Source organism: Marinobacterium sp. MBR-111 (assembly GCF_040547585.1).
GTDB classification, from domain to species: domain Bacteria; phylum Pseudomonadota; class Gammaproteobacteria; order Pseudomonadales; family Balneatricaceae; genus Marinobacterium; species Marinobacterium iners.
In genome coordinates this window covers 113510-137698 of record NZ_JBEPQA010000003.1, presented here as the reverse complement: position 1 = coordinate 137698, position 24189 = coordinate 113510, and the positions used below count along the sequence as shown (strand labels likewise).

General features: G+C 58.1%; 19 protein-coding genes and 1 pseudogene. 8 read left to right on the top strand and 12 right to left on the bottom strand.

What is annotated here, in order from left to right:
* Positions 1-70 precede the first annotated feature (70 nt).
* From ABIE61_RS03305 to ABIE61_RS03295, 3 genes are all read left to right on the top strand, one after another.
* Positions 71-1702 (top strand): methyl-accepting chemotaxis protein, encoded by a 1632-nt coding sequence (locus ABIE61_RS03305; protein ID WP_354406709.1) that lies wholly within the window; start codon positions 71-73, stop codon positions 1700-1702.
* Between the two features lie 322 nt (positions 1703-2024).
* Positions 2025-2876 (top strand): formate/nitrite transporter family protein, encoded by an 852-nt coding sequence (locus ABIE61_RS03300; protein ID WP_354406707.1) that lies wholly within the window; start codon positions 2025-2027, stop codon positions 2874-2876.
* Positions 2877-2944: 68 nt separating this feature from the next.
* A complete protein-coding gene (locus ABIE61_RS03295) occupies positions 2945-4672 on the top strand; it encodes a bifunctional protein-serine/threonine kinase/phosphatase (protein ID WP_354406705.1) in 1728 nt (575 codons plus the stop codon).
* An 89-nt stretch (positions 4673-4761) separates the two neighbouring features.
* Here ABIE61_RS03295 and nirD read toward each other — a convergent pair whose 3' ends face one another.
* The 3 genes from nirD to ABIE61_RS03280 all read right to left on the bottom strand — a co-directional run bounded on the left by nirD (position 4762) and on the right by ABIE61_RS03280 (position 9181).
* On the bottom strand, positions 4762-5100 hold the full coding sequence (gene nirD, locus ABIE61_RS03290; protein WP_354406703.1) for a nitrite reductase small subunit NirD: 339 nt from the start codon (positions 5098-5100) through the stop codon (positions 4762-4764).
* Entirely contained in the window at positions 5100-7646 is a 2547-nt protein-coding gene (gene nirB / locus ABIE61_RS03285; protein WP_354406700.1) for a nitrite reductase large subunit NirB, read from the bottom strand. Before nirB ends, nirD begins: the two co-directional genes overlap by 1 nt.
* Positions 7647-7909: 263 nt before the next feature.
* Positions 7910-9181 (bottom strand): nitrate- and nitrite sensing domain-containing protein, encoded by a 1272-nt coding sequence (locus tag ABIE61_RS03280; RefSeq protein WP_354406698.1) that lies wholly within the window; start codon positions 9179-9181, stop codon positions 7910-7912.
* Positions 9182-9365: 184 nt separating this feature from the next.
* Between ABIE61_RS03280 and cobA the strand changes: the two genes are divergently transcribed.
* Positions 9366-10223 carry a uroporphyrinogen-III C-methyltransferase gene (gene cobA, locus ABIE61_RS03275; protein WP_354406696.1) on the top strand — a complete coding sequence of 286 codons (858 nt, stop codon included), beginning with the start codon at positions 9366-9368 and terminating at the stop codon, positions 10221-10223.
* On the opposite strand, the gene ABIE61_RS03270 is transcribed toward cobA, so the two are convergent.
* From ABIE61_RS03270 to ABIE61_RS03260, 3 genes and pseudogenes are all read right to left on the bottom strand, one after another.
* Positions 10169-10924, bottom strand: coding sequence for a 3'-5' exonuclease (locus tag ABIE61_RS03270; RefSeq protein ID WP_354406693.1), 756 nt, complete (start codon positions 10922-10924; stop codon positions 10169-10171). The two genes, cobA and ABIE61_RS03270, sit on opposite strands and share 55 nt — an antisense overlap.
* Positions 10924-12813, bottom strand: a complete 1890-nt coding sequence (locus tag ABIE61_RS03265; protein ID WP_354406691.1) for a DUF294 nucleotidyltransferase-like domain-containing protein — start codon at positions 12811-12813, stop codon at positions 10924-10926. The genes ABIE61_RS03270 and ABIE61_RS03265 overlap by 1 nt, the downstream gene beginning before the upstream one ends.
* 5 nt (positions 12814-12818) lie before the next feature.
* Positions 12819-14446: pseudogene (locus ABIE61_RS03260) on the bottom strand (BCCT family transporter).
* A 195-nt stretch (positions 14447-14641) separates the two neighbouring features.
* Here ABIE61_RS03260 and ABIE61_RS03255 point away from each other — a divergent pair.
* Together ABIE61_RS03255 and ABIE61_RS03250 are read left to right on the top strand one after the other, a co-directional pair.
* Positions 14642-15916, top strand: coding sequence for an ATP-binding protein (locus ABIE61_RS03255; protein WP_354406689.1), 1275 nt, complete (start codon positions 14642-14644; stop codon positions 15914-15916).
* On the top strand, positions 15913-16449 hold the full coding sequence (locus tag ABIE61_RS03250) for a response regulator transcription factor (protein WP_091826856.1): 537 nt from the start codon (positions 15913-15915) through the stop codon (positions 16447-16449). Before ABIE61_RS03255 ends, ABIE61_RS03250 begins: the two co-directional genes overlap by 4 nt.
* Positions 16450-16460: 11 nt before the next feature.
* On the opposite strand, the gene ABIE61_RS03245 is transcribed toward ABIE61_RS03250, so the two are convergent.
* Genes ABIE61_RS03245 through ABIE61_RS03230 form a run of 4 tightly spaced genes read right to left on the bottom strand, consistent with a single transcriptional unit; the run spans position 16461 to position 19971 of the window.
* Positions 16461-17129, bottom strand: a complete 669-nt coding sequence (locus tag ABIE61_RS03245; protein WP_354406686.1) for an energy-coupling factor ABC transporter permease — start codon at positions 17127-17129, stop codon at positions 16461-16463.
* Between the two features lie 17 nt (positions 17130-17146).
* Positions 17147-17599 (bottom strand): ribosomal protein S18-alanine N-acetyltransferase, encoded by a 453-nt coding sequence (gene rimI / locus ABIE61_RS03240; protein ID WP_206836417.1) that lies wholly within the window; start codon positions 17597-17599, stop codon positions 17147-17149.
* Complete coding sequence (locus ABIE61_RS03235; RefSeq protein WP_354406684.1) at positions 17592-18422, bottom strand: uracil-DNA glycosylase family protein; 831 nt, start codon at positions 18420-18422, stop codon at positions 17592-17594. The genes rimI and ABIE61_RS03235 overlap by 8 nt, the downstream gene beginning before the upstream one ends.
* A gap of 7 nt (positions 18423-18429) precedes the next feature.
* A complete protein-coding gene (locus tag ABIE61_RS03230) occupies positions 18430-19971 on the bottom strand; it encodes a 2-isopropylmalate synthase (RefSeq protein ID WP_354406682.1) in 1542 nt (513 codons plus the stop codon).
* Positions 19972-20142: 171 nt separating this feature from the next.
* Between ABIE61_RS03230 and ABIE61_RS03225 the strand changes: the two genes are divergently transcribed.
* The gene (locus tag ABIE61_RS03225; RefSeq protein ID WP_354406679.1) at positions 20143-21300 is read left to right on the top strand and encodes a MalY/PatB family protein; all 1158 of its coding nucleotides are present in this window, start codon (positions 20143-20145) and stop codon (positions 21298-21300) included.
* Between the two features lie 6 nt (positions 21301-21306).
* Here ABIE61_RS03225 and epmA read toward each other — a convergent pair whose 3' ends face one another.
* Both epmA and efp read right to left on the bottom strand, forming a co-directional pair.
* Complete coding sequence (gene epmA, locus ABIE61_RS03220) at positions 21307-22275, bottom strand: EF-P lysine aminoacylase EpmA (RefSeq protein WP_354406676.1); 969 nt, start codon at positions 22273-22275, stop codon at positions 21307-21309.
* A gap of 169 nt (positions 22276-22444) precedes the next feature.
* Positions 22445-23011 carry an elongation factor P gene (efp, locus tag ABIE61_RS03215; RefSeq protein WP_091826850.1) on the bottom strand — a complete coding sequence of 189 codons (567 nt, stop codon included), beginning with the start codon at positions 23009-23011 and terminating at the stop codon, positions 22445-22447.
* A gap of 136 nt (positions 23012-23147) precedes the next feature.
* On the opposite strand from efp, the gene epmB reads away from it, so the two are divergent.
* The gene (epmB, locus tag ABIE61_RS03210; RefSeq protein ID WP_354406673.1) at positions 23148-24170 is read left to right on the top strand and encodes an EF-P beta-lysylation protein EpmB; all 1023 of its coding nucleotides are present in this window, start codon (positions 23148-23150) and stop codon (positions 24168-24170) included.
* The last annotated feature ends 19 nt before the right edge of the window (positions 24171-24189 follow it).

Below are 24189 nucleotides of genomic sequence, written 5' to 3'. Positions count from 1 at the left end.
GGTTTCAGCTTTAACCCTGCCGTTTCTACTGCTACTCTTTGAGCAAACTTCAGGAAGGAAACCACCTCCCATGACCGCAAAAACCGGATTTCGTACCCGCATCGCGCTCCCCTTTGTTATTACGGCTGCAGCACTGGTCTTTGTCGGGCTGTTCAGCGTCAACACCAGCCGCAACCTGGTAGCCGACACCGATGACATTTCCGGCAACTATCTTCCCGCCATCAGCGAAGTGCTCAACGGTGACCGCGATCTTTATCAGGCACTGGTAGCACAAATGGCGGCCGTCGATGCGGGCACCAACCTGCAGGAAGCCGACGCACAAGTCGCAAGCTTTGACGAAAATACTCAGCAGGCGCATGACCGTTTCAATCAGGCTGTTGCGCGCCTTCGCGGTACCGGTATCTCGAGTTCGTCCGAGGGATTTGAGCAGGCCTTCCAGCAGTGGGAGAGTTCAGCTCGTCAAGTGATGGAACTGGCGCGAAGCGGTAACCCTGAACGTGCACGTGCCTTGTCACATCAGGTCACACAGCCGCTGTTCAGCCAGCTGCGCGACTATTTCGACCGGGTAGGCTCCCATACCGAGCAGCTGGCTCAGGAGAAAGCCGCCGAGGCATCCTCGGAAGGCGTCAGCAGTTCGGTCACCACGTTGATCATTACCTTGCTGGCGCTTTTGCTCAGCCTGACCCTGTTCTTTATTTTCATGCGTCTGATTCTGCGCTCCATCACCGCTCTGCGTGAGCAGCTTGACAACATTGCCAAGGGCGAAGGCGACCTCACCCAGCGTATTCCGGTTGAAAGCAACGACGACCTGGGTCGACTGGCCAGCAGCTTCAACCTGGTATTGAGTAATCTGCAGCAGATGATTGGCAGTATTCAGAGCCTGAGCCGTGACTTGGGACAGGAGTCAGGTCGCCTGGCCTCGGCAGCTCAGGATAACGATGCAGGTGTCAGCCGCCAGACTGATGCCATCTCCATGGTGGCAACGGCCATCAATGAGATGCAAAGCGCCATCGAAGAGGTGGCAGGCAACGCTTCACGAGCCGCGGACATAACCCGTGAAGCGGATCAGACCGGCCAGCGCAGCTCCGAGATTATTCACCAGTCTTCGGCGCAGGTGCGACGACTGGCCGAACAGACCGAGAAGGCGGTGACCTCAATCCGAACGCTCGCCGACAATTCCAACGAGATCAGCAGTGTGCTGGATGTGATCCGTGATGTGGCTGAGCAGACCAACCTGCTGGCGCTCAACGCGGCCATCGAAGCCGCCCGCGCAGGCGAACAGGGACGCGGTTTTGCAGTGGTGGCCGACGAAGTGCGTACCCTCGCCAGACGTACTCAGGAGTCCACTGAAAACATACAGAACATGATCAGTCGACTGCAGGGTGGCGTTTCTGAAGTCGTCACCGTAATGGAAACCGGCAGCAAAGAAGCCAGTGCCACCGAATCTCTCTCCAGCAGCGCCGAAGCCGAGTTACAGACCATCTTGCAGGCGATCTCTCATATTACCGACGTCAATACCAGCGTAGCCTCCGCTACCGAACAGCAGACTCAGGTCGTGGATGAGATCAACCGCAGCATCACCGAAATCAATGATTTGGCCACACAGGGGGCCGACCGCTCACGAGACATCGGCAGCATCAGCCGCTCACTGGATGGGTATGCCCAGCAATTGCAACAGCAAACCGGTCGTTTCAAGGTGTAATGCCGCACCGCAACTGAGCAGGCCTGCACCAGTGTACAGCACAGCGGCGGTACCCATTACCGCCGCATCACCCCACTTAACATAAAAACTCCTTTAAAAACATAAAGTTGATAAAACCGGCCCCTCTTTTGCTGTAACCATATCAACCTTCGGGCCCCGGCGGCCCTGACAAACTGACTGTATTCGGATAATGGCGTCCGTCACCTCTCTGCCCCACCGGCAGAGCTGGTGCGGGCGCTTTTTTTATGTCCCGTCGCCAGTTTTTCTCGACCGCCAGATAACACAGACCGGCATACAACTGACCTATCTCTGAGGTGACACCATGGCTTATCTGATCCCATCCGAATTCGTGACCAAAATGGTCGACGCAGGCGAATCCAAAATTCACATGTCCACCCGCGATACCCTGATCCGCGCCTATATGGCCGGCGCAATACTGGCGCTGGCCGCTGTATTTGCCGTGACCGTGGCGGTACAGACCGGTGTTTTCCTGATCGGGGCACTGCTGTTTCCGGTCGGCTTCATCATGCTCTACCTGATGGGGTTTGACCTGCTGACCGGCGTATTCATGCTGACCCCATTGGCCTGGCTCGACCGACGCCCTGGCGTAACCTGGCCGCAGATTCTGCGCAACTGGGGACTGGTTTTTGTGGGCAACTTTGCTGGTGCACTGACCGTCGCATTCATGATGTCCTACATCTTCACCATGGGTTACAACACCGATGGCGGCGCCATTGCCGAGAAGGTAGCCCATATTGGTGAGTCACGCACCCTGGGCTATGCCGCCTACGGTTTCGATGGCTGGATGACAATCTTCATCCGCGGCATGCTGTGCAACTGGATGGTATCAATGGGCGTTGTCGGCGCCATGATCTCCACCCATGTCAGCGGCAAGGTTCTGGCAATGTGGATGCCGATCATGCTGTTCTTCTTTATGGGCTTCGAGCATTCGGTAGTGAACATGTTCCTGTTCCCGTTTGGCCTGATCATGGGCGGCGACTTTTCGGTGATGGACTACATGATCTGGAATGAGATCCCCACAGCACTGGGCAACCTGGTCGGTGGTCTGGCCTTCACCGGACTCACCCTGTACACCACCCATGTGCGTACCGCGGCCAAACGCAAACTGGCGACCAACACTTCTGCTGCCAAACCGGCATCCGCGTCGGCCTGATTACGGCCATCCATCCGCGCAGCGCTTTTCCGGGAGCGCTGCGCTGTTGTATTCAGGGGAGAGAAACCATGCCGCCAGGACTCCAGCTCAGTCTGGGCCAGTATTCAGACGCAGGACGCAAGGACTGCAATCAGGACTTTTACGGTGCGCTTATCCCCACCGAACCTCAGCTCAGCCTCAAGGGCGCCGCTTTTGCCATCGCCGATGGCATCAGTTCCAGTGATGTCAGCCAGATCGCCAGTTCAGCGGCGGTCAGGGGCTTTCTTGATGACTACTTCTGTACCAGCGACACTTGGAGCGTTAAGACTGCCGCGGAAAAGGTGCTGTTCGCCACCAACTCATGGCTTTGCAGCCAGACCCGTCACAGCGAGCACCGTTTTGACAGGAACCGGGGGTATGTTTGCACCTTCAGCGGGTTGATTATCAAGGGCCACAGCGCACACCTTCTTCATGCCGGCGACAGCCGCATCTACCGGGTGCGCAACCGTTCGCTGGAACAGCTCACCAAGGATCATCGCTTGTGGATATCACGCGAGGAAAGCTATCTGAGCCGTGCACTGGGCATTGAAGACTGTCTTGAATTGGACTACGACTGCCTGTCGCTGCAGTGCGGCGATCTGTTTCTGCTTGCCACCGACGGGGTCTACGAGCATCTGGATGCACAGTATCTGCTCGATCTGCTGGAGCAACATGCCGAGGATCTGAACCAGGCTGCCCGATCAATTGTGGAGGCGGCGTTCGCACAGGGCAGCCCTGACAACCTGACCCTGCAGATTCTGCGTATTAACCGCCTGCCTTCTGCAGAGCATCAGGTGGTGCAGCAACAGGTTGAGCAGCTTCCCCTGCCACCAACACTGGAGCCCGGCATGGCGTTTGATGGCTACCGGATCCTGCGTGTGCTGCACGCCACCAGTCGCAGCCATGTGTTTCTTGCCCAGGACTTGACGTCAGAGGAGCAGGTTGTCATCAAGACACCCTCTATCGACCTGGGCGAAGACCCGGCCTACCTGGAGCGCTTCATGATGGAGGAATGGATTGCCAGACGCATCGACAGCCCACATGTATTGAAAGCGATAACGCCCGGGCGACCACGCCGGTTTCTCTATACCGTCACCGAATATATCGACGGCCAGACATTGGCTCAGTGGATCAATGACCACCCCCGCCATGAGCTGGAAAACGTGCGCAACATCATCGATCAGCTCGCTCGTGGTTTACAGGCATTTCATCGCCGCGAAATGGTGCATCAGGACCTCAAGCCCGACAACATTATGATCGACACCAGCGGAATAGTCCGCATCATCGACTTCGGTGCTACCCGCGTGGCCGGCATCGTTGAGTCGTCCCATGCACTGGAGCAGCCCCATCTGCAGGGTACTGCACTCTATTCGGCCCCTGAATATTTTTTGGGCGAATACGGTGACTGGCGTGCCGACCTCTACTCACTGGGCGTGATCACGTATCAGATGCTGTCCGGTCGGTTTCCTTATGGTAACAGGGTCGCACGCACCCGTACCCGCGCCGCTCAGCAACGCCTGAGTTATGACTCGGTGCTGGAGCGGGAACGCGAGATTCCCACCTGGATCGATGACACCCTGGAACGGGCGCTAAAGCCTGACCCGAACAGGCGTTACGAGAGTCTTTCAGAGTTCGTCTACGATCTGCGCCATCCCAACCAGCGCTTTCTCAACCGTACACGCGCGCCACTGCTGGAGCGCAATCCGGTATTGTTCTGGCAAGGTGTTTCTCTGGTGCTGGTGCTGTTGGTGATCCATTTGCTGCTGCGCCCCAACTGAAAGGACGCCGGCTGCTTGACAGGGTATCGGTGCATCAACACTCGATACCCCATGAAGCCAACAACGGTGATGCCGTCGATGGCGGCCATTCACTCAATGCCGACTTCAACCCTGTCACCGTTGAATCTGGCCGGCCAGCGAGGCAGAACGACATCCGGTTGTTCCAGGCAAACGCCGTCATGCAACCGGAAATGCTGCTTGTAAAGCGGCGCAGCCACTGACCATTCACCCTCCAATTCACACAATATCCCCCAGGCCAACACCTCCGCCTGAGAGAAGGGGTCACGATGGCACAGCGCATAAAGTTGCTCTTTAGCAGGGTCTGGCCAGTACAATGCGGCGGCCTGATCACCAATTTTGACCGCCACACCCGACCCGGGTACCAGGTCATCACGGCTACACAGATCCTGCCATTGCAAGCTGTTCATTATACCTCCTCCACGGCCAGTTCGCGGGCCGGAATCAACTGTTCTCGCTCAACGACTTGTACAATCCGTGCTCGGCCCGGTTCATCCGAATTGACGAAGCTGCGGAAGCGCTTGCGCCGGTTGGGGTCATCTACTGCCTCTTTCCACTCACAGCGATAACTGTCGACGACATGCTGCATGCGGGATTCCAGCTCTGCCGCCAACCCCAGACTGTCGTCGATCACAACCTGCCGCAGGTAATCCAGACCACCTTCAAGGTTTTCCATCCACACTGAAGTACGCTGCAGGCGGTCCGCGGTGTAGATGTAGAACATCAGGATACGATCGATGTAACGCACCAGCGTTTCATCATCCAGGTCGGTCGCGAACAGGTCCGCATGGCGCGGCTTCATGCCGCCATTACCACAGACATAAAGATTCCAGCCGTTTTCAGTGGCAATCACGCCAATATCCTTGCTTTGGGCCTCGGCACATTCGCGGGTGCAGCCTGATACGGCCATCTTGATCTTGTGCGGCGCGCGCAGGCCCTTGTAGCGGTTCTCGATCTCGATCGCCATGCCAACGCTGTCCTGCACGCCAAAACGACACCAGGTACTGCCAACACAGGATTTCACCGTTCGCAGCGACTTGCCGTAGGCGTGACCGGTCTCAAAACCGGCCGCAATAAGCTCTTCCCAAATCAGTGGCAGTTCATCCAGCGCCGCACCGAAGAGGTCAATCCGCTGGCCACCGGTGATCTTGGTATAGAGTTGGTATTTCTGCCCTATTTCGCCCAGCACGATCAACATCTTCGGTGTAATCTCGCCGCCCGGAATGCGCGGCACCACCGAGTAGGTACCGTTTTTCTGCATATTGGCCATGAAGGTGTCGTTGGTGTCCTGCAAAGGCACTAGTTCGGGGCTGTGGATAGGTTCATTCCAGCAGCTGGCCAGCATGGAGCCGACGGCCGGTTTACAGATTTCACAACCGCCGCCATGTCCGTAACGCTGAATCAGCTCGTCAAAAGTCTTGATCCCATCTACACGGATCAGGTGGAACAGTTCCTGACGAGTATGGCTGAAATGCGCACAGAGCGAATGATCGACCTGTACGCCGCGCTTTTCCAGCTCCGCATCCAGCACGGTCTTCAGCATGGCGGCACAACCACCACAGCCGGTGGCGGCTCGGGTGCTGGCCTTAAGGTCGGCCACCGACACGGCACCATCATTCATCGCCTCGCAGATATCACCCTTGCTGACATTGTGACAGGAGCAGATGGTGGCCGTCAGTGGCAGCTCGGCACTGCCCGCACTCGGCAGTCCGCCCTGAGAGGCCGGCAGAATCAATGCTTCCGGCTGCTCCGGCAGCGGCATGTCATTCAGTGCCAGCTGCAGCAGTTGATCGTAGCCGCTGTTGTCCCCAATCAGGATGGCACCCAGCAGGCGCTTGCCATCCCCCGAGACCACCAATCGACGATAGACGCCGCTGCGCTCATCGCTGTAGCGGTAGTTCTGACACCCCGATGTATGGCCGTGAGCATCACCGATCGATCCCACATCCACACCCAGCAGTTTCAGTTTCGTCGACATGTCGGCACCCTGAAAATGTGCCTGGCCATCACCAACAAGATGCGACAGGGCCGCTCGTGCCATGGCATAACCCGGTGCAACCAGACCGAAATGGCGGCCGTTCCACACCGCACACTCGCCAATGGCATAGATGTCAGGATCGCTGCTGCGACAGTGCTGGTCCACCTCAATACCGCCACGCTCACCCAGCTGCAGGCCAGCCTCACGGCCCAGCATGTCCTGCGGCCGGATACCGGCGGAATACACGATCAGGTCGGTCTCCAGCTCGGTAGCGTCGGCAAAGCACATCTTCATCCTTGCACTGTCACCCCGAATAATCTGCTGCGTCGCCTTGTCGGTATGCACCGCAACCCCGAGCGCCTCGATCTTGTGGCGCAGCAAGGCTCCCGCTTCGTCATCCAGCTGAACCGGCATCAGCCGGGGGGCAAACTCGACCACATGTACCTCCAGCCCCAGCCGCTTGAGGGCGTTGGCGGCTTCCAGGCCGAGCAGTCCACCGCCGATCACCACGCCGACATTGGCACCCTCGGCACTGGCGCGAATCGCGTCCAGGTCATCCAGTGTTCGGTAGACCAGGCAGTGTGGCTGAGCCCCGCCGGGGATGGGTGGAACGAAGGGCCACGAGCCTGTCGCAAGCACCAGTTTGTCGTAGCTGTATTCCCCCCCCTGGGTGTGCAGGGTTTTGCATTGGGGATCAATGGACAGAACCGACTCACCCAGTTTGAGGCTCACGGCGGGGTGTTGATACAGCTCCGGTGACCCCAGCCTCAACGCGTCGGCACTGCCCGAATCAAAATAGTCTGACAGGTGTACCCGATCATAGGCGGGATAGCGTTCAGCCCCGAAAACCATCAGTTCACCCTGCTCAGCAGCTTCACTGGCCAACCACTGTTCCACAAAGTGATGCCCTACCATGCCGTTGCCAATCACGGCCACGCGCAAAGGGCGACGGGTACCGGTGCAGTCTGTCTGTTTCATACGGCACTCTCTTAGTTTCAGATAAAAAAAAACGGTGCCACTTCTGTGCTGCACATGCAGCAAGGAGTGGACACCGTTGTCCAAAAAACCACTTGATGAGCGTCTGACCTCAGGCCTGACCTGCAACTGGTATTGCAGGGTTTATGCCAATCGGTCAATAACAGGCAGGAGCGGGGCTTTTACCCGAACAACAACGACAAGGGCGCTTTAAAAAGGTGCAGACAGGGTCGAAACGACCCTTAACAGGGCACGGAAAAACATAATTACGTTTTCCCCAGGCCGTCACAGGCGGCTATCAGACGAGCCGCCAGATCGACCAGACGGATGTTGGCCTGCATCGCCTGCTGCCGCATCTGATGATAGGCCTGCTCTTCACTGAGGCCATGAAACTGCATCAGCAATCCCTTCGCCCGCTCTATCTGCTTGCGTTCATCCAGAGCCGAACGTGCTAACTCCAGCTCTTTCTGAACCTGTTCCAGATGGCGTGCCTGAGTCAGTAACAGGTCATATACCGTATCGTTCAACCCCCCGCCTTCATGTCCGGGACTGCTCAGCAGCTCAGCCATGGGTGTCAGGTTGACCGGAGCCGTACGCTGCGCAGCGGCTTCTATCAGGGTGTTAAGCTGTTGCCGGTGATGCCTCAGCTCCGCTTCAGCCGCTGCGGTCTTGTCACGGCTCTTTTGCAGCAGGCGCTGCTCCAGATGGGCTTCAAGCTGTTGCATGCGATCAATGCGGCAGGTGGCCAGCTCATACCAAAGCTCACTCAATGGCATCGGTACTTCGTCTTTAGGCTGCAGCCGGCTGAGCATGCCCCGCAGGCGTAACAGCTCGGCTTGCTCCGGCATCGCCTGCAGCTCGTGCCAGAGTGCCAGCGGCTCTGCCTCTGCATAACAGGTGAAGGTATCAAAACTGCGTTGCTGGGCATCCTGCAGGTTTATCAACCGCTCCAGCTGCTCGGCCTCGAACCGACCTGCCGCGAAGCCGATTGCTCCCCAGGCACGTTCCTGCCCTGCATACTCCTTCCCCTGTATGAAGTTGAATGTCGCGACCAGAGCCCGCGTCAACTCCGGGTCGCCACAGCTGTCCGCCAGTTCAAAAATGATCGCCAGCAAACGGGCAATCAGCTCACTCAGCCAACAGGTGAGCGTTGCCGCCTCCAGTTGTTGCTGCTGCACCTGAGCACGCAGCAGATCCAGCTCTTCCAGCTGCAGCAGTACCGCCGCGATGCAGTTGCACAGGCGCATTCCCGCCGGTGCACTGCCTGTGCCCGGCATCAGGGCTGCAACTCCCTGCCGAAAGGCCTGTTCGGCCACACGGCTACGCGCGACCTGCTCCGGGTGTTGACGGGCAAAGCACTCACCGCCGGAAGCCAGAAAGACATTTGAAATACCGCGTTCACGCTGCAGCTCATGGATTAACCTCCCGGTCAGAATCGCCTGTTGGCAACCCACGGCCAATTGTTTCAGTGCCTCAATCTCGGCCTCACGAGCAGCCAGCAGAAAGCGGTGGGTCAGCGGTGTACTTGAAGCTTGCATCGGCGGCCTCTCAGCAAAGAAGTTGCAGGGATACCATCGGGACAAGCAATTTATGTTCCAGCTCTCGCAACTGGCACCGGTTTTGCTTGTTTATTTCTGCTTAACATTTGAATTAAGGCAACGACGCCTGCTCCGTGATCGCCAAACCGGTCACGGGCAGGCGTTTTTTTATGAGGGCTAGAACATGTTTACGCTTTTGGTACGTTCGTTTGCTGAAATACGGTTAGCATTACCAAGCCGACAGACATTGTTCGGCAGCCGTTTATCCCACACCGACAACACCCCCCTCGGGCGCGTGGACTTGGTGGGTGCCGGCCCCGGTGATCCGGAGCTGATCACTCGCAAGGGCTGGCGCCTGATTGAGCAGTCCGAGGTAGTGCTGCATGACGCCTTGGTCAGCCCTGAGTTGATGGCTCAGATACCGCTGCATGTACAGCGCATATATGTCGGCAAGCTGAAGGGGCGACATTCACACTCTCAACGCGAAATTTGTGAGCTGCTGGTCAAGCTGGCTCGGCAAGGGCACCGAGTGGTAAGGCTCAAGGGAGGCGACCCGCTGATATTTGGTCGATTGGGAGAAGAGTTGAATGCACTGAGAGCCGCCGATATTCCGTTCAGTATTGTACCCGGCATCAGCGCTGCAGCCGGCTGTGCCGCCAGTTGCGGATTTCCGCTGACCGAGCGAGGACAATCTGCACGACTGAGGCTGATCACGGCCCATTCCTGTGATGACAGTGAAATCAATTGGCAGGATCTGGCGCGGGCGGATGAAACATTGGTTTTTTACATGGGGCTGTCGATGGCCGCTGCCATCAGTCACGGCCTGCAGACTGCCGGTCTGCCTCCGGACTGGCCTGCGCTGCTGGTCGAAAAGGGTACCCGAGAGGACCAGCGCATCCTGGCCTGCACGCTGGCGGACCTGCCACAGACGGTGCAACAGCACCGGTTACAGTCACCGACGTTGATCTATGTTGGGTCAGTGGTCAGTCAACACCACAGCTCCCCCACCGGCGTATCGACCGAGAACCGGTCTGCGACCTGAGCCTGCAGCAGTTCGGCACAGGCCAGCGCATCGGTCAGGGCATGATGTGGGCGATAGTGAGGCAGATGGTAGCGCTCACGGCTCTGTGCCAGACGGATCGACAGGGGCCTGCGCCCGCGCAGACGATCCCAGAGGCTCAGAGGTCTGCGACGGTGCAGACGGGCTTCAAGCTCCATGGTATCAATCACCGGAAACTCGATTCCTTCGCCAATTCGTGCCTGCAGCGCCGCATTGAGAAAGCTGCGTTCGATGCCGCGATGGTGCACGACCCCAACTCTGCCACGCAACTGTTCCAGCAACTGATCCAGGATCTGGGACAGATCAGGTGCTGCCGCTATCTCTGAATGGGTGATGCCATGCACCACCACCGATTCAGTGCTGAGCCGAGCACGGGGCTTGACCACCCAATGACGCGCACCGGCACAGTGAATACGGCTCAGACTCATCGGCATCAGTCCAATACTGACAATGCCGCCCTTGCGGGGGTCCAGCCCGGTGGTTTCGAAGTCGATCGCCACCAGCGGCACATCCTGCAGCGGTGTATCCGGCATCACGGCGCCGGCCTGATAAAAGTCCTTCAGCGCCGGATAGCGTGTCTGCCGAGCCAGTTCGGCAAAGCGGGCCGACCAGTCGTTCACCTGCGGATCCTGGGCATCCCGTGCCGGCTCATCCTGGAGTGCGTTTCGGTCCAGGTAGAACATCAGTTGGAACGCCCGGGTTGATAGCGATATTTCAGAAACTTCTGGGCATGACTCAGAATCTGGAAAGCATCCTTGAGATTCTTGCGCTCGAAGTCAGACAGGTTTTCAGGTTCAACGTTATTGTCCGGCTCCTGTCCCGCTTCAAGATCCAGTGCCTGATGCCGTATCCGCACCATGGAGATCAACTCCAGCGCATCGCGCAGGTCCGGCCCGCGCCCAGGTGGCATCACCGACGCATCGATCACATCACGCAGACGCTCAAAGGAGTTGCGTGCCCGTGAACCGACTGCCAGCGCGTGTACGCGGATCAGGTCCGCCACCGGCGCCGTTCCGCGCCGCTTCATGTTGATCGAATTGGTATGGCGGCCATCGGTCTCCATCACGAAATCCTTGAAGAATCCCAGTGGTGGTGTACGCAGCAGGGCGTTACGTGCCATGCAGGCCAGAAAACGCGGATTGCGCTGCGCCTTGCGCCGGATCAGGTCGTTCAGCATCTCGGCCCAACGGGTCCTGCCCCACACACCCTCCAGATCGAAGAAGATGGCGCTGTTGAGCAGAAATTCCGGCGTCGGTTTTTCGATCCACTCGGTAAAGTACTGCTCCCACACCCGCAGCGGCTGACGCCATTTCGGGTTGGTGGCCATGATTTTGCCGCTGCAATAGGTGTAGCCACAAGCATCCAGCCCGTCACAGACAAACTCCGCCAAGGCCTTGAAATAGCCTTCATGCTCTTTGGGGTCGTAACGATTGTCGAGAATCATGGCGTTGTCCTGATCGGTGACGATCAGCTGCTCCTCCCGCGCCATGGAGCCCAGCGCGAGAAAGCAATAAGGCACCGGAGGCGGTCCCAGCTCGGCTTCGCCCAACTCCAGCAGACGCTGCTTGAAGCTACGACCGATCACCGCCATGGCACCGCCAATCATGCGCGAGTTGGCGTCCTCGTTCACCATGCGGGTGAAACAGGCGCGTACATCCTGCTTCAGTGCCACCAGCTCTTCCACACTCTGTGCCCGGAAGATGCTGCTGACCACAAACAGGCTGTTCTGCGACTCGTAGCGGATGATGTCGGACAGGGCGATCACCCCGATCGGCTGCCGGTGTTTCAGAACCGGAAGGTGGTGCACATTGAAGCGCAGCATCAGCAGCATCGCTTCAAACACGAACTGGGAGTGCTCAACGTACCGAAGCTCGGAGGTCATAATCTCGGTGACCGGCGTATCGTAGTCCAGTCCCGGAGAGACCAAACGATTGCGAATATCCCTGTCGGTGATAATACCCGCCATGCGGCTGTCACGCTCGGGATCATCGTTCGCATCCAGAATCAGCAGAGACGACACACCCTCTTCCGTCATCCGAATGGCCGCCTCGCGCGCCGTGGCCGTAACCGGCAGACACACAGGCTCACGACTCACCAGGGTTTCAACCCTGGAGGTCATCAACTCATTGGCATCCTCACGCCGCGCCACCGCCTGGCGCAGACGGGTGCGGTCTTCCACCTCAACAATATCAGCAAAGCCTTCATTATTGTCGAACAGGTCGTTGAACAGGGGCTCGGCAATCAGATACACCAGCGTGTCTTCCAGCGCCACTACCGGAAATCGCACCCGCTTGTTGCGCAGCAGGCCGAACTCACCGAAGAAACCTCCTTCACTCAAACGGTTGTAAAGATCACCGTTACGTCGGAACACCTCAACGGCACCGCTGCGGATGATGTACCAGTCACTGATCTCTTCACCAAAGTTCAGTATCTGGCTGCCCGCCTTGAAATAGGCGACCTCAACCTGCCCCGCCACCTGCCCGAGGGTTTCCTCGGGCAGCTCCGTAAACGGAGCGGTACGGCGCAGGAAGTCGAGTATCTCGATATGTTCAGCCTGCTGCAGTTCAGCCATGCGTGTTATACCCGAGGCTCAGAGGCGAGTCCTTTCACCATCGAGAAGGCTGCGACCAGCAACACGATGGTAAACGGCAGACCGGTCGACACCGCCATTGCCTGCAGCGCGACCAGCCCCCCGCCAAGGATCAACGCAATGGCCACCAGCCCTTCAAACGTACACCAGAACACGCGCTGTGGCGTCGGCGCATCCACCTTGCCACCCGCCGCGATCACATCGATGACCAGCGAGCCGGAGTCGGATGAGGTGATAAAGAACACCACCACCAGAATGATCGCGATGAACGAGGTGATCTGCGCCAGCGGCAATACGTCCAGCATGGTGAACAACTGCAGCGGCAGCTCCGCGTCGGCCACGGCGTCGTAGCCCGCATTCACCACCTGGTCGATGGCGGTGGTACAAACACGGTCATCCACAACACGCAGGCCAGCGAGGGCACCAACAGTACCGAGATGATGAATTCGCGTACGGTACGCCCCCTGGACACGCGCGCGATAAACATGCCTACAAACGGACACCAAGAGATCCACCAGGCCCAGTAAAACGCGGTCCAGCCAGATGCAAAGTTGCTGTCCTCACGCCCAACGGGGTTAGCCAGCTCCGGCAGATAGGTCAGATACGCCATCAGGTTATCGAAGAAGCCGGTTGCAATGGCCAGCGTCGGCCCAACGATGATCACGAACGCCAGTAACAAGACCGCCAGCACCATGTTTATTTCAGACAGTCGCTTCACCCCGGCATCCAGACCGGCCAGTACTGAAACCAGCGCTATGGCGGTGATCCCGATCACCAGAACAATCTGTGTCGTGTTGCCCAGCGGAATACCGAACAGATAGTTCAAACCTGATGCAGCCTGAGAGGCACCGAAGCCCAGAGAAGTAGCCAGGCCGAACAGGGTCGCCAGCACGGCCAGAATATCAATGACATGTCCCGGCCAACCCCAGACTCGCTCACCCAGAATCGGATAGAACACCGAACGGATTGTCAGCGGCAGACCCTTGTTGAAGGAGAACAACGCCAGCCCCAGTGCCATGACGGCATAGATTGCCCAAGGGTGAAGCGCCCAGTGGTAGATGGTGGCGGCCATGCCCAAGCGCGCAGCCAATTCGGCATCCCCCCCAGCAGCCCCCAGTGGCGCCCAGTCGGTTCGAACGCCGTTCTCGATACTAATGCCACCAAAGGCCGAGCTGAAGTGGGACAGTGGCTCCGAAACGCCGAAGAACATCAAGCCGATACCCATACCAGCAGCAAACAGCATGGAAAACCAGCCGGCGTAGCTGTAATCCGGTGTGGCTTCGGTCCCGCCGAGGCGTACCCGGCCAAGTGGGGTGAAAATCAGCACCAGACAGATAATCACGAAAATGTTGGCTGCACTGATGAAAAACCAGTCCAGATTGGTAGTCAGCCAGCCACGAAGGCTGCTGAACAGCGGTTCCACCTGGCTTTGAAAAACCAGGGTAAGCAGTACGAACGCGATCACGGCAAGACCGGAGATCGCAAAGACGCGGTTGTGGATATCCAGGCCGAAAGGGCCTACGTTGACAACGATGTTATCCTGACCGATCTGGTAGTCGGTATCGATCGGATTCACATCACCATCGGGGATCATGGGGTCTTTATTGGCCACCATTTGGTTTGTCTCCCTCAGGTCAGATTTGAAACGTTTACCTTTTTAGTATGTTGGATCGGGTTATACTTTCGCAAGTCGCAGCCTGCCGGCTGTCACCGTTTGTGCGACGCTTTGTCGCACAAAGGCTGGACCACATACGTGCCGTTGGCAGGTATACTGCCCCATTAACCTTAGCGTAATTCCTCCGGGGCTGCTGTGCTGAGCGGATTTCATCACCACCTGCTGCAACTGACCTATATCCGTACTCTGGTGCTTTTTGCCCAGAGTGGCGCTCTGCTGTTCGCTCTGTTTGTACTGCATCTGACACTGGATGTATGGCTGCTTGGGTCCACTCTTGCAGCTCTGGCACTGCTGAATGTGATGACGTTTGCACGCCTGCACTCGCGCTGGCCGGTGACCGAACTGGAGTTTTTCAGCCAGCTCTGTGCCGATGTCGTGCTTTATGGCTGCCTGCTGTACCAAAGCGGTGGCGCCACCAATCCGTTCATCTTCATGCTGCTGATTCCGTTGCTTGTCAGCGCCGCCACCCTTGGCGCTCGATACACCCTGTTGATGGCCACCATGCTGGTAGTGCTCTATACCTCACTGCTGCGCCACTACATACCGGTACTGAAGTTGGAACAGGGTCACCAACACCGGATTTTCGATTTGTATGACCTTCACATCACCGGCATGTGGATCAATTTTCTGTTTACCGTCCTGCTGATCAGCTGGTTTATCGTGCGCATGCATCAGACCCTGCAGCGCGGTGAACAGCGCTTGCAGGCCGAACGTGAACAACATATTCGTGATCAGCAGCTGCTTGCGCTGGCCACACTGGCCGCCGGTACTGCGCACGAGCTGGGCACCCCGCTGTCCACCATGCAGGTTACCCTGCGTGAAATGGAGCTGGATCATCCTGGTGACGCGTTACTGCAGGATGATATCGCGCTGCTGCGCCAGCAGGTGGCCACCTGCTCGGCACGACTGCAGCAGATGAGTCGCAGCGTGCAGGAAGAACAGCAACGCAGCCATAGCCGTATCGCCGTTACCGAACTGCTTGAGCGCGTGATTGAAGAATGGACCCTGATGCGCCCCGAAGTCAGCTACCGCATACCCCCGTTTCCTTCTGGCCCGGCACCAAGGGTGAGCGCTTCTATAACACTGCAACAGGCATTGCTTAACCTGCTCAACAATGCGGCCGATGCCCACCCCGAGGATATCGAGATTGCGCTGAGCTGGGACAGTGAGCGTATCCTCCTGCAAGTGCATGACCAGGGTCCCGGGCTACCGCTGGAACAGGCCGATCAACTGGGCAAACCGTTTGTAACGACCAAGGGGCGAGGGCTGGGTATTGGCCTGTTTCTCACCTCTTCCACGCTGGCTCGACACCAGGGTGAAGTGCGCCTTTACAGCCACCCGAACGGGGGCACCCTGACTGAAGTTGAACTGCCGATCATACCCGAGCCATTCAAGGGAGCTGACGTATGACCCGACATTTTCTGATTGTGGACGATGACCCGGCCTTTACCCGTGTACTGGCCCGTGCCATGACCCGGAGAGGCTTCGAGGTTCAGGTCGCACGCGACGTAGCAACAGCCGTTGCGCTGGCCCATCAACAGGCGCCAGACCTGGCCACTGTGGATCTGAAAATGGAGGGCCCATCCGGCCTGTGCCTGATTCCTCAGCTCAAACAGCTGAATTCAGAGGTACGCATTCTTGTGCTGACCGGCTATGCCAGCATTGCCACTGCTGTCGAAGCAATCAAGTCGGGGGCACATAACTACCTGCCCAAGCCGGCTGATGCCGATCAGATCCTGCGGGCACTTGAAGGTGAAGCAGAGGCTTCAGAGCTGAACAGCGACATTCCAGACACACCGATGTCGGTCAACCGGCTGGAATGGGAACATATCCAGAAAGTTTTGCATGAGCACGAAGGCAATATCTCAGCCACGGCACGGGCACTGGGGATGCATCGCCGCACTCTGCAGCGCAAGCTTGCCAAGCATCCGGTGCGGCGCTGACGTCGGTAGAGCTATTGCTCATCAATGTAATGGTGGGCGTCGAATGTACGGATCCAGTCAGGATGAAACACCATCATGCCGGTCATGATAATGCCGTTCAGCAGTCCTTCGGGGAACATGATAAGCGGCAGAAAGCGCACATACTCCAGATAGATTTTGGCCCAGGGATACACACCATCGGCCCACAGCAGAAGTGCCATCGCCATGCCGCCAACAGCGGTTGCCACACCGGCACCAAAGAAGGCACACAGAAACAGATAGACAAAGAAGTTGCGCGGCAGTTTTGCTTCAACCAGGCGCAGTACCGCCATACTGGCAAGCGCCGGCAACACAACTGAACAGAGCACATTGACACTCAACGTGTCCCAGCTTTCCCGCCCGATCAGGGTCATGCCCAACAATGCCAACGTGCCAGACAGGATGGCCAGGTCCCAGCCAAACATCAGCGTCAGCGTGGTCATACCGAGAAAGTGAATGCCCAGCCCGGGCGAGATGCCGGCCCGCATGGTCCACATCAGCATCAGTACAACGGTTGCGCCAAACAGAAGATGCTGCAGCCGGCGCTGCTGCATCAGCACTGACCAGGGAGCAGTCTTCAGCGCCAGCAACAGCACCAGCAGCGCTGCCAGGCTTGCCGCCCAGAGCCAGCCCCCACTGATCAGTCCCTGTGTCAGACTCATTTCGGCTCACTCCCGCTTCAAGGTTCCCGGCTGAACAACAGCGCGTCTTCAAGCGCATCACCCAGAGGATAGTAGTTTTTACGGCGACCGCAGGGTTGCCAACCACAACGATGATAAAGGGCCTGTGCAGCACGGTTGGATGCACGCACCTCAAGGAAAAAGCGGGTTATCCCTCGCTCAATCAGTGCGTCCTGTACCTTGTGCAGCAGGTCGGTAGCCAAGCCCTTGCCACGTTGTTGCGGATCAACCGCTATACGTAGCAGCTCAGCTTCATCCATTATCTCGCTGAACAAACAATAGGCCACCGGTCGGTCCTTCCAGGACAAAATCCAGCTGCTGGCCCCGGCGCTGGTCAATGCCTTCTGCCACCAGACAGCAGCAAAAGGCTCGCTCTCGAAACAGATCTCATCAAGCTTGAGCACCGCATCCAGCTGAGCCTTCTCAAGCTGTTGCAGCTGCAGATCAGTCACTTGAACGGACCAGGCGCAGCGGCTGAATATCACGCCAGGCTTCAGCTTTACGCTCGGGCAGCCGCAGCAGTTCACTCAGACTCAAGGTTACCACCACCGGCAGCCCTGAAGGCAATTTGAAGCTGCGCCCCTGCAGCGTATCCAACGGTGCCGTTTCACCAAGTATCCAATGGGCAGCGGCCTCTCCCATCAGCAGCACCTGAGTGATACGGCGATGTGACTCCAGCGTACGCCGGAGCTTGTGCTGCACGGCGCGGCGCGCCTCCTCGGCGCCCTGATCCAGCGTGCGGCTGGCCAGCATCGGCCAGGGCAGCATCATGGCATCGCTCAGTTCAGTATCAGCTTCAGCCCCCAGCGCGGTGGTGATTCCGGTCAGCAGGGCACGATGATGTCGGCTGAACCCCTGCGGCTGGTGCGGCGGCAGTGAATCGACAATCAGCAGATCCTGCCGCAGCACAAAGGCCAGCTTGAAACGCGGCGCTTCAACCACTGTTGAGGTTGGCGTCGTGCGAACCGGTCGCTCAACCGGTGTCGCTTTCGGCACAGCGGCAGGCCGCTGATCCAGCAGGGTATCGGTGTCAATTCTGGCACGTGCAGTGACAGGTTTTGGAGCAGGGGTAGAAACAGGGATCGCCTGCTCCTCAACGCTTTCGGCAACATCTTCCAGCCAGGCATCGGCCTGAGCATCATCAGGATAGCAAAATGATTCCACCCAAGGCGCTATCTCGGCTGCACCGGGCAAATTTCCGCGCGGCAGCCAGCTGTCGACACCCAGTGCCTCCAGCCAGCGGTGGCGATTCTGTTCTTGTGCCGCCAGCGTCATACCGGCCTCACACCTGCGGATGAGCTTTCTGGATATTGGCATCCAGCAGATTCAGGGCGTGCAGATAGGCTTTAGCCGAGGCAATAATGATATCGGTATCGGCACCCAGACCGTTGACGATGCGACCAGCCTTTTCCAGCCTCACGGTGACTTCACCCTGAGAATCGGTGCCGCTGGTGATAGCATTGACCGAGTACAGCTGGAGATTGGCGCCGGAAGCCGCCACCTGCTCGATCGCCTTAAAGGCGGCATCGACGGGACCGCTGCCGGAGGCCTCGGCACTGTGTTCCTGAGCATCCACGGACACCACGAGGTTGGCCACCGGTACTTCACCGGTCTGGGAAGTGACATTCAGACTGCTCAGCTTGTACTTTTCATGACCGGCAGAAGCACGCGCATCGCTGACGAGCGCCACCAGATCATCATCAAAGATTTCGCTCTTTTTGTCCGCCAGCTCCTTGAAGCGGGCAAAAGCCGTATTCAGCTCGGCATCGGTGGCAAACACGGTGCCCAGCTCTTCCATGCGGGCGCGGAAGGCGGCACGACCGGACAGTTTGCCCAGCACCATGCGGTTTGTGTTCCAGCCCACATCTTCCGCGGTCATGATTTCATAGGTTTCACGGTGCTTGAGTACGCCATCCTGATGAATGCCTGACTCATGAGCAAAGGCATTGGCACCGACAATCGCCTTGTTGGGCTGTACCGGGAAGCCGGTAATGCTGGATACCAGACGCGACGCCGGCACGATCTGGGTAGTATCGATACGGGTTTCCAGACCGAAGGTATCCTTGCGGGTGCGCAGCGCCATAACGATCTCTTCCAGCGCCGCGTTACCGGCACGCTCGCCCAGACCATTGATGGTACATTCCACCTGACGCGCACCGGCATTGACCGCTGCCAGCGAGTTGGCCACTGCCAGTCCCAAGTCATTGTGGCAGTGAACCGAGAAGATCGCTTTGTCGGAGTTGGGGATACGCTCGATCAGCTGACGAATGGTGTTGCCGTATTCGTGTGGCACCGCGTAGCCCACGGTATCGGGGATATTGATGGTGTGGGCACCAGCTTCGATCACCTGTTCAATGATGCGGCACATGAAATCCAGCTCGGAGCGACTGGCGTCTTCCAGCGAAAACTCCACGTCACCGACCAGGTTGCGCGCCCGCTTGACCGCGCGCACAGCATTTTCCACCACTTGATCCGGCTCCATCTGCAACTTGTACTGCATATGGATCGGAGAGGTCGCAATAAAGGTATGAATGCGACCGGAGGCAGCATTTTTCAGGGCTTCACCGGCCCGGTCGATATCCGCGTCCAGCGCACGGGACAAAGAGCAGACGGTGCTCTCCTTGATGGTATCGGCGATCGATTTCACCGACTCGAAGTCGCCGGGGCTGGCGATGGCAAAGCCTGCTTCGATCACATCCACGCGCAGCTTTTCCAGCTGTTTGGCGATGCGCAGCTTTTCATCACGGGTCATGGAGGCACCGGGACTCTGCTCACCGTCACGCAAGGTGGTATCAAAAATAATGACGCGATCGTTGCTGCTCATGCTGGCTACTCCCTTCTATACAGGCTGACAACCGTCGCCTGCATGTAGATACTGAAGCTCTGATTGTAAGATCGGGCATTAACCCGAGTGAAAAACAGGATCAGGGCTGTGTTATGACTATTATTGTATCACCAGATTGTCGTTGACCGCAGACCCGATGAAGGAGTACCGATGAGCCCAACCCGTTTCGACCAGCTGATTGACCGCCGCGCCACCTCCAGCGAGAAGTGGGAAAAGTATGCCGACACGGAAATTCTGCCGATGTGGGTGGCTGATACCGACTTCATGGCGCCGGAAGCCGTGATTCAGGCGCTGCATCAACGCATTGATCACGGCGTGTTCGGTTACACCAGCACTCCGGCCGAGCTGAATCAACTGGTGATCGAGCGGATGCAGCGTCTGTATGACTGGTCGATCGAGGTCAACGATCTGGTCTGGTTGCCTGGATTGGTGTGCGGCCTTAACCTTGCCTGCCGCTCGGTGGGCGAATCAGGCTCTGCCGTACTCACTCCGGCACCGGTCTACCCACCGTTCATGTCGGCCCCGCGTCTGTCTGATCGCAGCCTGATCAAGGTACCGCTGACCCGTGGGGAGGATGGACGCAGTGTCATCGATCTGGACGCACTCGAAGCTGCCATTACACCGGACGCCAGGCTGCTGCTGTTCTGCAACCCGCACAATCCCGGCGGTACCCTGTATCGCCGTGAAGAACTGGAAGCCTTGTCCGAAATTATCATCCGCCACGACCTGATCATCTGCTCTGACGAAATCCACTGCGACCTGATTCTGCAACAGGGCCTGACGCATACCCCGATTGCATCGCTGAGCGACGAAATCGCCGCGCGGACCATCACCCTGATGGCGCCGAGCAAGACCTACAACATCGCGGGCCTTGGCTGCTCCTTTGCCGTCATCCAGAACCCGGAACTTCGCCAGCGCTTTCAGCGCGTGCGCAAGGGGATAGTGCCCGACGTCAACCTGCTTGGCTATACCGCCGCCCTGGCGGCCTACCGCGACGGCGATGAATGGAACCGTGCCCAGCTGGATTACCTGCGCGGCAACAGGGACTATCTGGTTGAAGCGATCAACGCCCTGCCCGGCCTCAGGCTTGATCCAATTGAAGCCACCTACCTGGCCTGGATCGATGTCTCCGCCGCCTGCCTGGATAACCCACCCCACTTTTTCGAGCAGGCCGGCGTTGGCCTGTCACCGGGACGGGACTTTGGCGATGAGCGCTTCATGCGGCTGAATTTCGGCTGCCCAAGGGCACTATTGGAAGAGGCAGTCGACAGAATGAGACGGGCGTTGTTGAAGGAGCTGCCGGCATGAGCAGGCTCACGCCCGCTCATGCATGAAGGATACCACCTGGTCCAACCCTTCGGTGCCCAGCGCCAGCATCACCAGCCGGTCGACGCCGAGGGCGACACCGGCGCAGTCCGGCAGCCCGGTTTCCAGCGCCTGTACCAGTCGCAGCTCCAGTGGTCGCTGTGGCAGCCCCAGCGCAGCACGCTGCTGTTGGTCAGCCTGCAGGCGTCGCGCCTGTTCGGCCGCATCAGTCAACTCATGGTAGCCGTTAGCCAGTTCGATGCCGTTGACGAACAACTCAAAGCGGGCAGCCACCCGGCGGCCCTGCTCATCCTCGCGCACCTGCGCCAGCGCCGCCATGGAAGCCGGATAGCTGTGGATAAACACGGCACCCTGCAACCGTGGCTCCAGCACATGGGACATCAGCAGGTTCAGCCAGGTATCGCGATCATCATCCACGAAAGGCGCATCTACGTGCTCACGGCAGATCCGCTGTAACTGCCCCAGACTGGCCGTGTGCGGATCAAACCCCAGCTCGGACTCGAACAATTGTGCATAGCTTAGATAGCTCACTTCAAGATCAGGTACCACCGAGCGCAGCAGAGCGTCCACTTCCGCCATCAGCTGGCGATCATCGAACCCCAGACGATACCATTCCAGCATGGTGAACTCGGGGTTGTGGCGCCGCCCAGACTCGCCGTTACGGAATACTTTGGCCATCGAATAGATATCACCACTGCCCGCGGCGAGCAGCCGCTTCATGGCGTATTCAGGCGAGGTTTGCAAATAAAGCCGTTCGTCCTCGATTCCCGGCTGAAAGCCGAAACTGACCTCAAGGCTGTCGATGAAAGGGTCACTGACCGCGCAATGAGACAGTACCGGAGTTTCAACTTCCAGTATGTTGCGCTCGGCAAAGAAATGACGAATCTGTGCCAACACTTTGGCTCGGGCACGCAGATTGTGAATCGGGGCGCCGGGGCGCCAGCATGACTCTTGCATCGGAATTGTGCTCAAAAACAAGAACGGCAGCCGAAGCTGCCATTTCATAACCGAGTGGATGCCGGTGAAGATTTACGGACACGCCATGAATACATCCCTGTAGGCTTGGCTGCGGCCATCCCTGGCCGCAGACAGTCCGCAAACCTCCTCCGGCTCCACTTCAGCAGAATCAGTTCGCGCGGCTGACGTACTCACCGGTGCGGGTATCGATGCGCAGCACTTCGCCACGTTCGATAAACAGCGGTACACGTACCACGGCGCCGGTGCTCAGGGTAGCAGGCTTGGAGCCACCCTGGGCGGTGTCGCCCTTCAGGCCCGGATCAGTCTCAACCACTTCCAGTTCAACAAAGTTCGGCGGTGTTACGCTGATCGGGTTGTTGTTCCACAGCGTGATGATGCTCTTGTCCTGTTCCTTCAGCCACTTGGCCGCATCGCCAACCGCATTCTGATCAGCCGCGAACTGCTCAAAAGAGCTTGGATCCATGAAATGCCACATTTCGCCATCGTTGTAGAGGTACTCCATATCCAGATCCATCACATCAGCACTTTCAACCGATTCGTTGGACTTGAAGGTACGCTCCCAGATACGGCCGGTCAGCAGGTTACGCAGACGCACGCGAGTAAACGCCTGCCCCTTGCCCGGCTTTACGAATTCGACATCGACCATGCTGCAGGGGTCGCCGTCGATCATCACTTTCATGCCGTTTTTGAACTGGTTGCTGGAGTAATTAGCCATAAATTGAAGGTTCCGCGTCTTGGATTCCAGAGCAGGCTACATCCTTCTGAAGGGCAGCCCGATAAATTGACAGCCATTCTACTGCAAAGGAGAATGCAGGCCAATTTATCCTGCTCACCCTGCACCGGCACTTTTGATGAATCTGCTCTACCCCACTGCCTCTGACTGGCAGACCGAACTGCGCCAGTGTATTGAAGACCCGGCTGAACTGCTGGAGTTGCTGGAACTGCCCGCAACCCTGCTTGAGGGTGCTCTGGCGGCCAACCGTGACTTTGCACTGCGCGTGCCTCGTCCCTGGCTAAGCCGCATCCGCAAGGGCGACCCGAACGATCCGTTATTGCGTCAGATTTTGCCGCTGGGGGATGAGCTGTTGCAGGTGCCCGGCTTCAACACCGATCCGCTGGCCGAGGCCGATGCCAACCACACCAGCGGTCTGATCCATAAATATACCGACCGGGTACTGCTGATCCTGTCCGGTGCCTGTGCCATTAATTGTCGTTACTGCTTCCGACGCCACTTCCCTTACGCCGACAACCAGCTGGGGCCGCGCCAGTGGCAGGCAGTGCTGGACTACCTGCATCAACACAACCAGGTCAGTGAAGTGATTTTTTCCGGTGGCGACCCGCTTGCCACACCGGACAATCGACTGCAGCGGATGCTAAGCGATTTGGGTGAAGTGCCCCATCTTCAGCGTGTACGCATCCACTCTCGCCTTCCGGTGGTCATCCCGCAGCGAGTGACAGACACCTTGATCAGCGCATTGACCTCCTCACGTCTGCAGCCGGTACTGGTACTACACGTCAATCATCCTCAGGAGATTGACGCAGATGTGATCAAGGCATGCGTGCGCCTGAAGCAGGCCGGCATCACGTTGCTTAATCAGGCGGTACTGCTGCGTGATATCAATGACAACAAATCTGTACAAAAAATACTCAGCGAGACATTGTTCTCCTGCGGGGTCCTGCCCTATTATCTGTTCGTACTGGACGCGGTCGCGGGTGCTGCACATTTTGACGTTGATGACCGACAGGCCCAGCGACTGGTAGGGGAATTGCAGTCGGAGCTGCCTGGTTACCTCGTGCCTCGGCTGGCGCGCGAGATTCCCGGGCGTCCATCCAAGACACTGCTGTTGCCATTACAGCCGGGGCAGGTTGACTGAACGCGTTGCTCAGCCGATG

Bases quoted from the DNA above. Each gene is read 5' to 3' on its own strand.
- epmB (WP_354406673.1), top strand. From the start codon at position 23,148: ATGAATCTGCTCTACCCCACTGCCTCTGACTGGCAGACCGAACTGCGC.
- efp (WP_091826850.1), bottom strand. From the start codon at position 23,011: ATGGCTAATTACTCCAGCAACCAGTTCAAAAACGGCATGAAAGTGATG.
- nirD (WP_354406703.1), bottom strand. From the start codon at position 5,100: ATGAACAGCTTGCAATGGCAGGATCTGTGTAGCCGTGATGACCTGGTA.
- ABIE61_RS03235 (WP_354406684.1), bottom strand. From the start codon at position 18,422: ATGACGCTGGCGGCACAAGAACAGAATCGCCACCGCTGGCTGGAGGCA.
- nirB (WP_354406700.1), bottom strand. From the start codon at position 7,646: ATGAAACAGACAGACTGCACCGGTACCCGTCGCCCTTTGCGCGTGGCC.
- ABIE61_RS03295 (WP_354406705.1), top strand. From the start codon at position 2,945: ATGCCGCCAGGACTCCAGCTCAGTCTGGGCCAGTATTCAGACGCAGGA.
- ABIE61_RS03305 (WP_354406709.1), top strand. From the start codon at position 71: ATGACCGCAAAAACCGGATTTCGTACCCGCATCGCGCTCCCCTTTGTT.
- ABIE61_RS03250 (WP_091826856.1), top strand. From the start codon at position 15,913: ATGACCCGACATTTTCTGATTGTGGACGATGACCCGGCCTTTACCCGT.
- ABIE61_RS03230 (WP_354406682.1), bottom strand. From the start codon at position 19,971: ATGAGCAGCAACGATCGCGTCATTATTTTTGATACCACCTTGCGTGAC.
- ABIE61_RS03280 (WP_354406698.1), bottom strand. From the start codon at position 9,181: ATGCAAGCTTCAAGTACACCGCTGACCCACCGCTTTCTGCTGGCTGCT.
- epmA (WP_354406676.1), bottom strand. From the start codon at position 22,275: ATGCAAGAGTCATGCTGGCGCCCCGGCGCCCCGATTCACAATCTGCGT.
- ABIE61_RS03300 (WP_354406707.1), top strand. From the start codon at position 2,025: ATGGCTTATCTGATCCCATCCGAATTCGTGACCAAAATGGTCGACGCA.
- ABIE61_RS03245 (WP_354406686.1), bottom strand. From the start codon at position 17,129: ATGAGTCTGACACAGGGACTGATCAGTGGGGGCTGGCTCTGGGCGGCA.
- ABIE61_RS03265 (WP_354406691.1), bottom strand. From the start codon at position 12,813: ATGGCTGAACTGCAGCAGGCTGAACATATCGAGATACTCGACTTCCTG.
- cobA (WP_354406696.1), top strand. From the start codon at position 9,366: ATGTTTACGCTTTTGGTACGTTCGTTTGCTGAAATACGGTTAGCATTA.
- ABIE61_RS03270 (WP_354406693.1), bottom strand. From the start codon at position 10,924: ATGTTCTACCTGGACCGAAACGCACTCCAGGATGAGCCGGCACGGGAT.
- ABIE61_RS03225 (WP_354406679.1), top strand. From the start codon at position 20,143: ATGAGCCCAACCCGTTTCGACCAGCTGATTGACCGCCGCGCCACCTCC.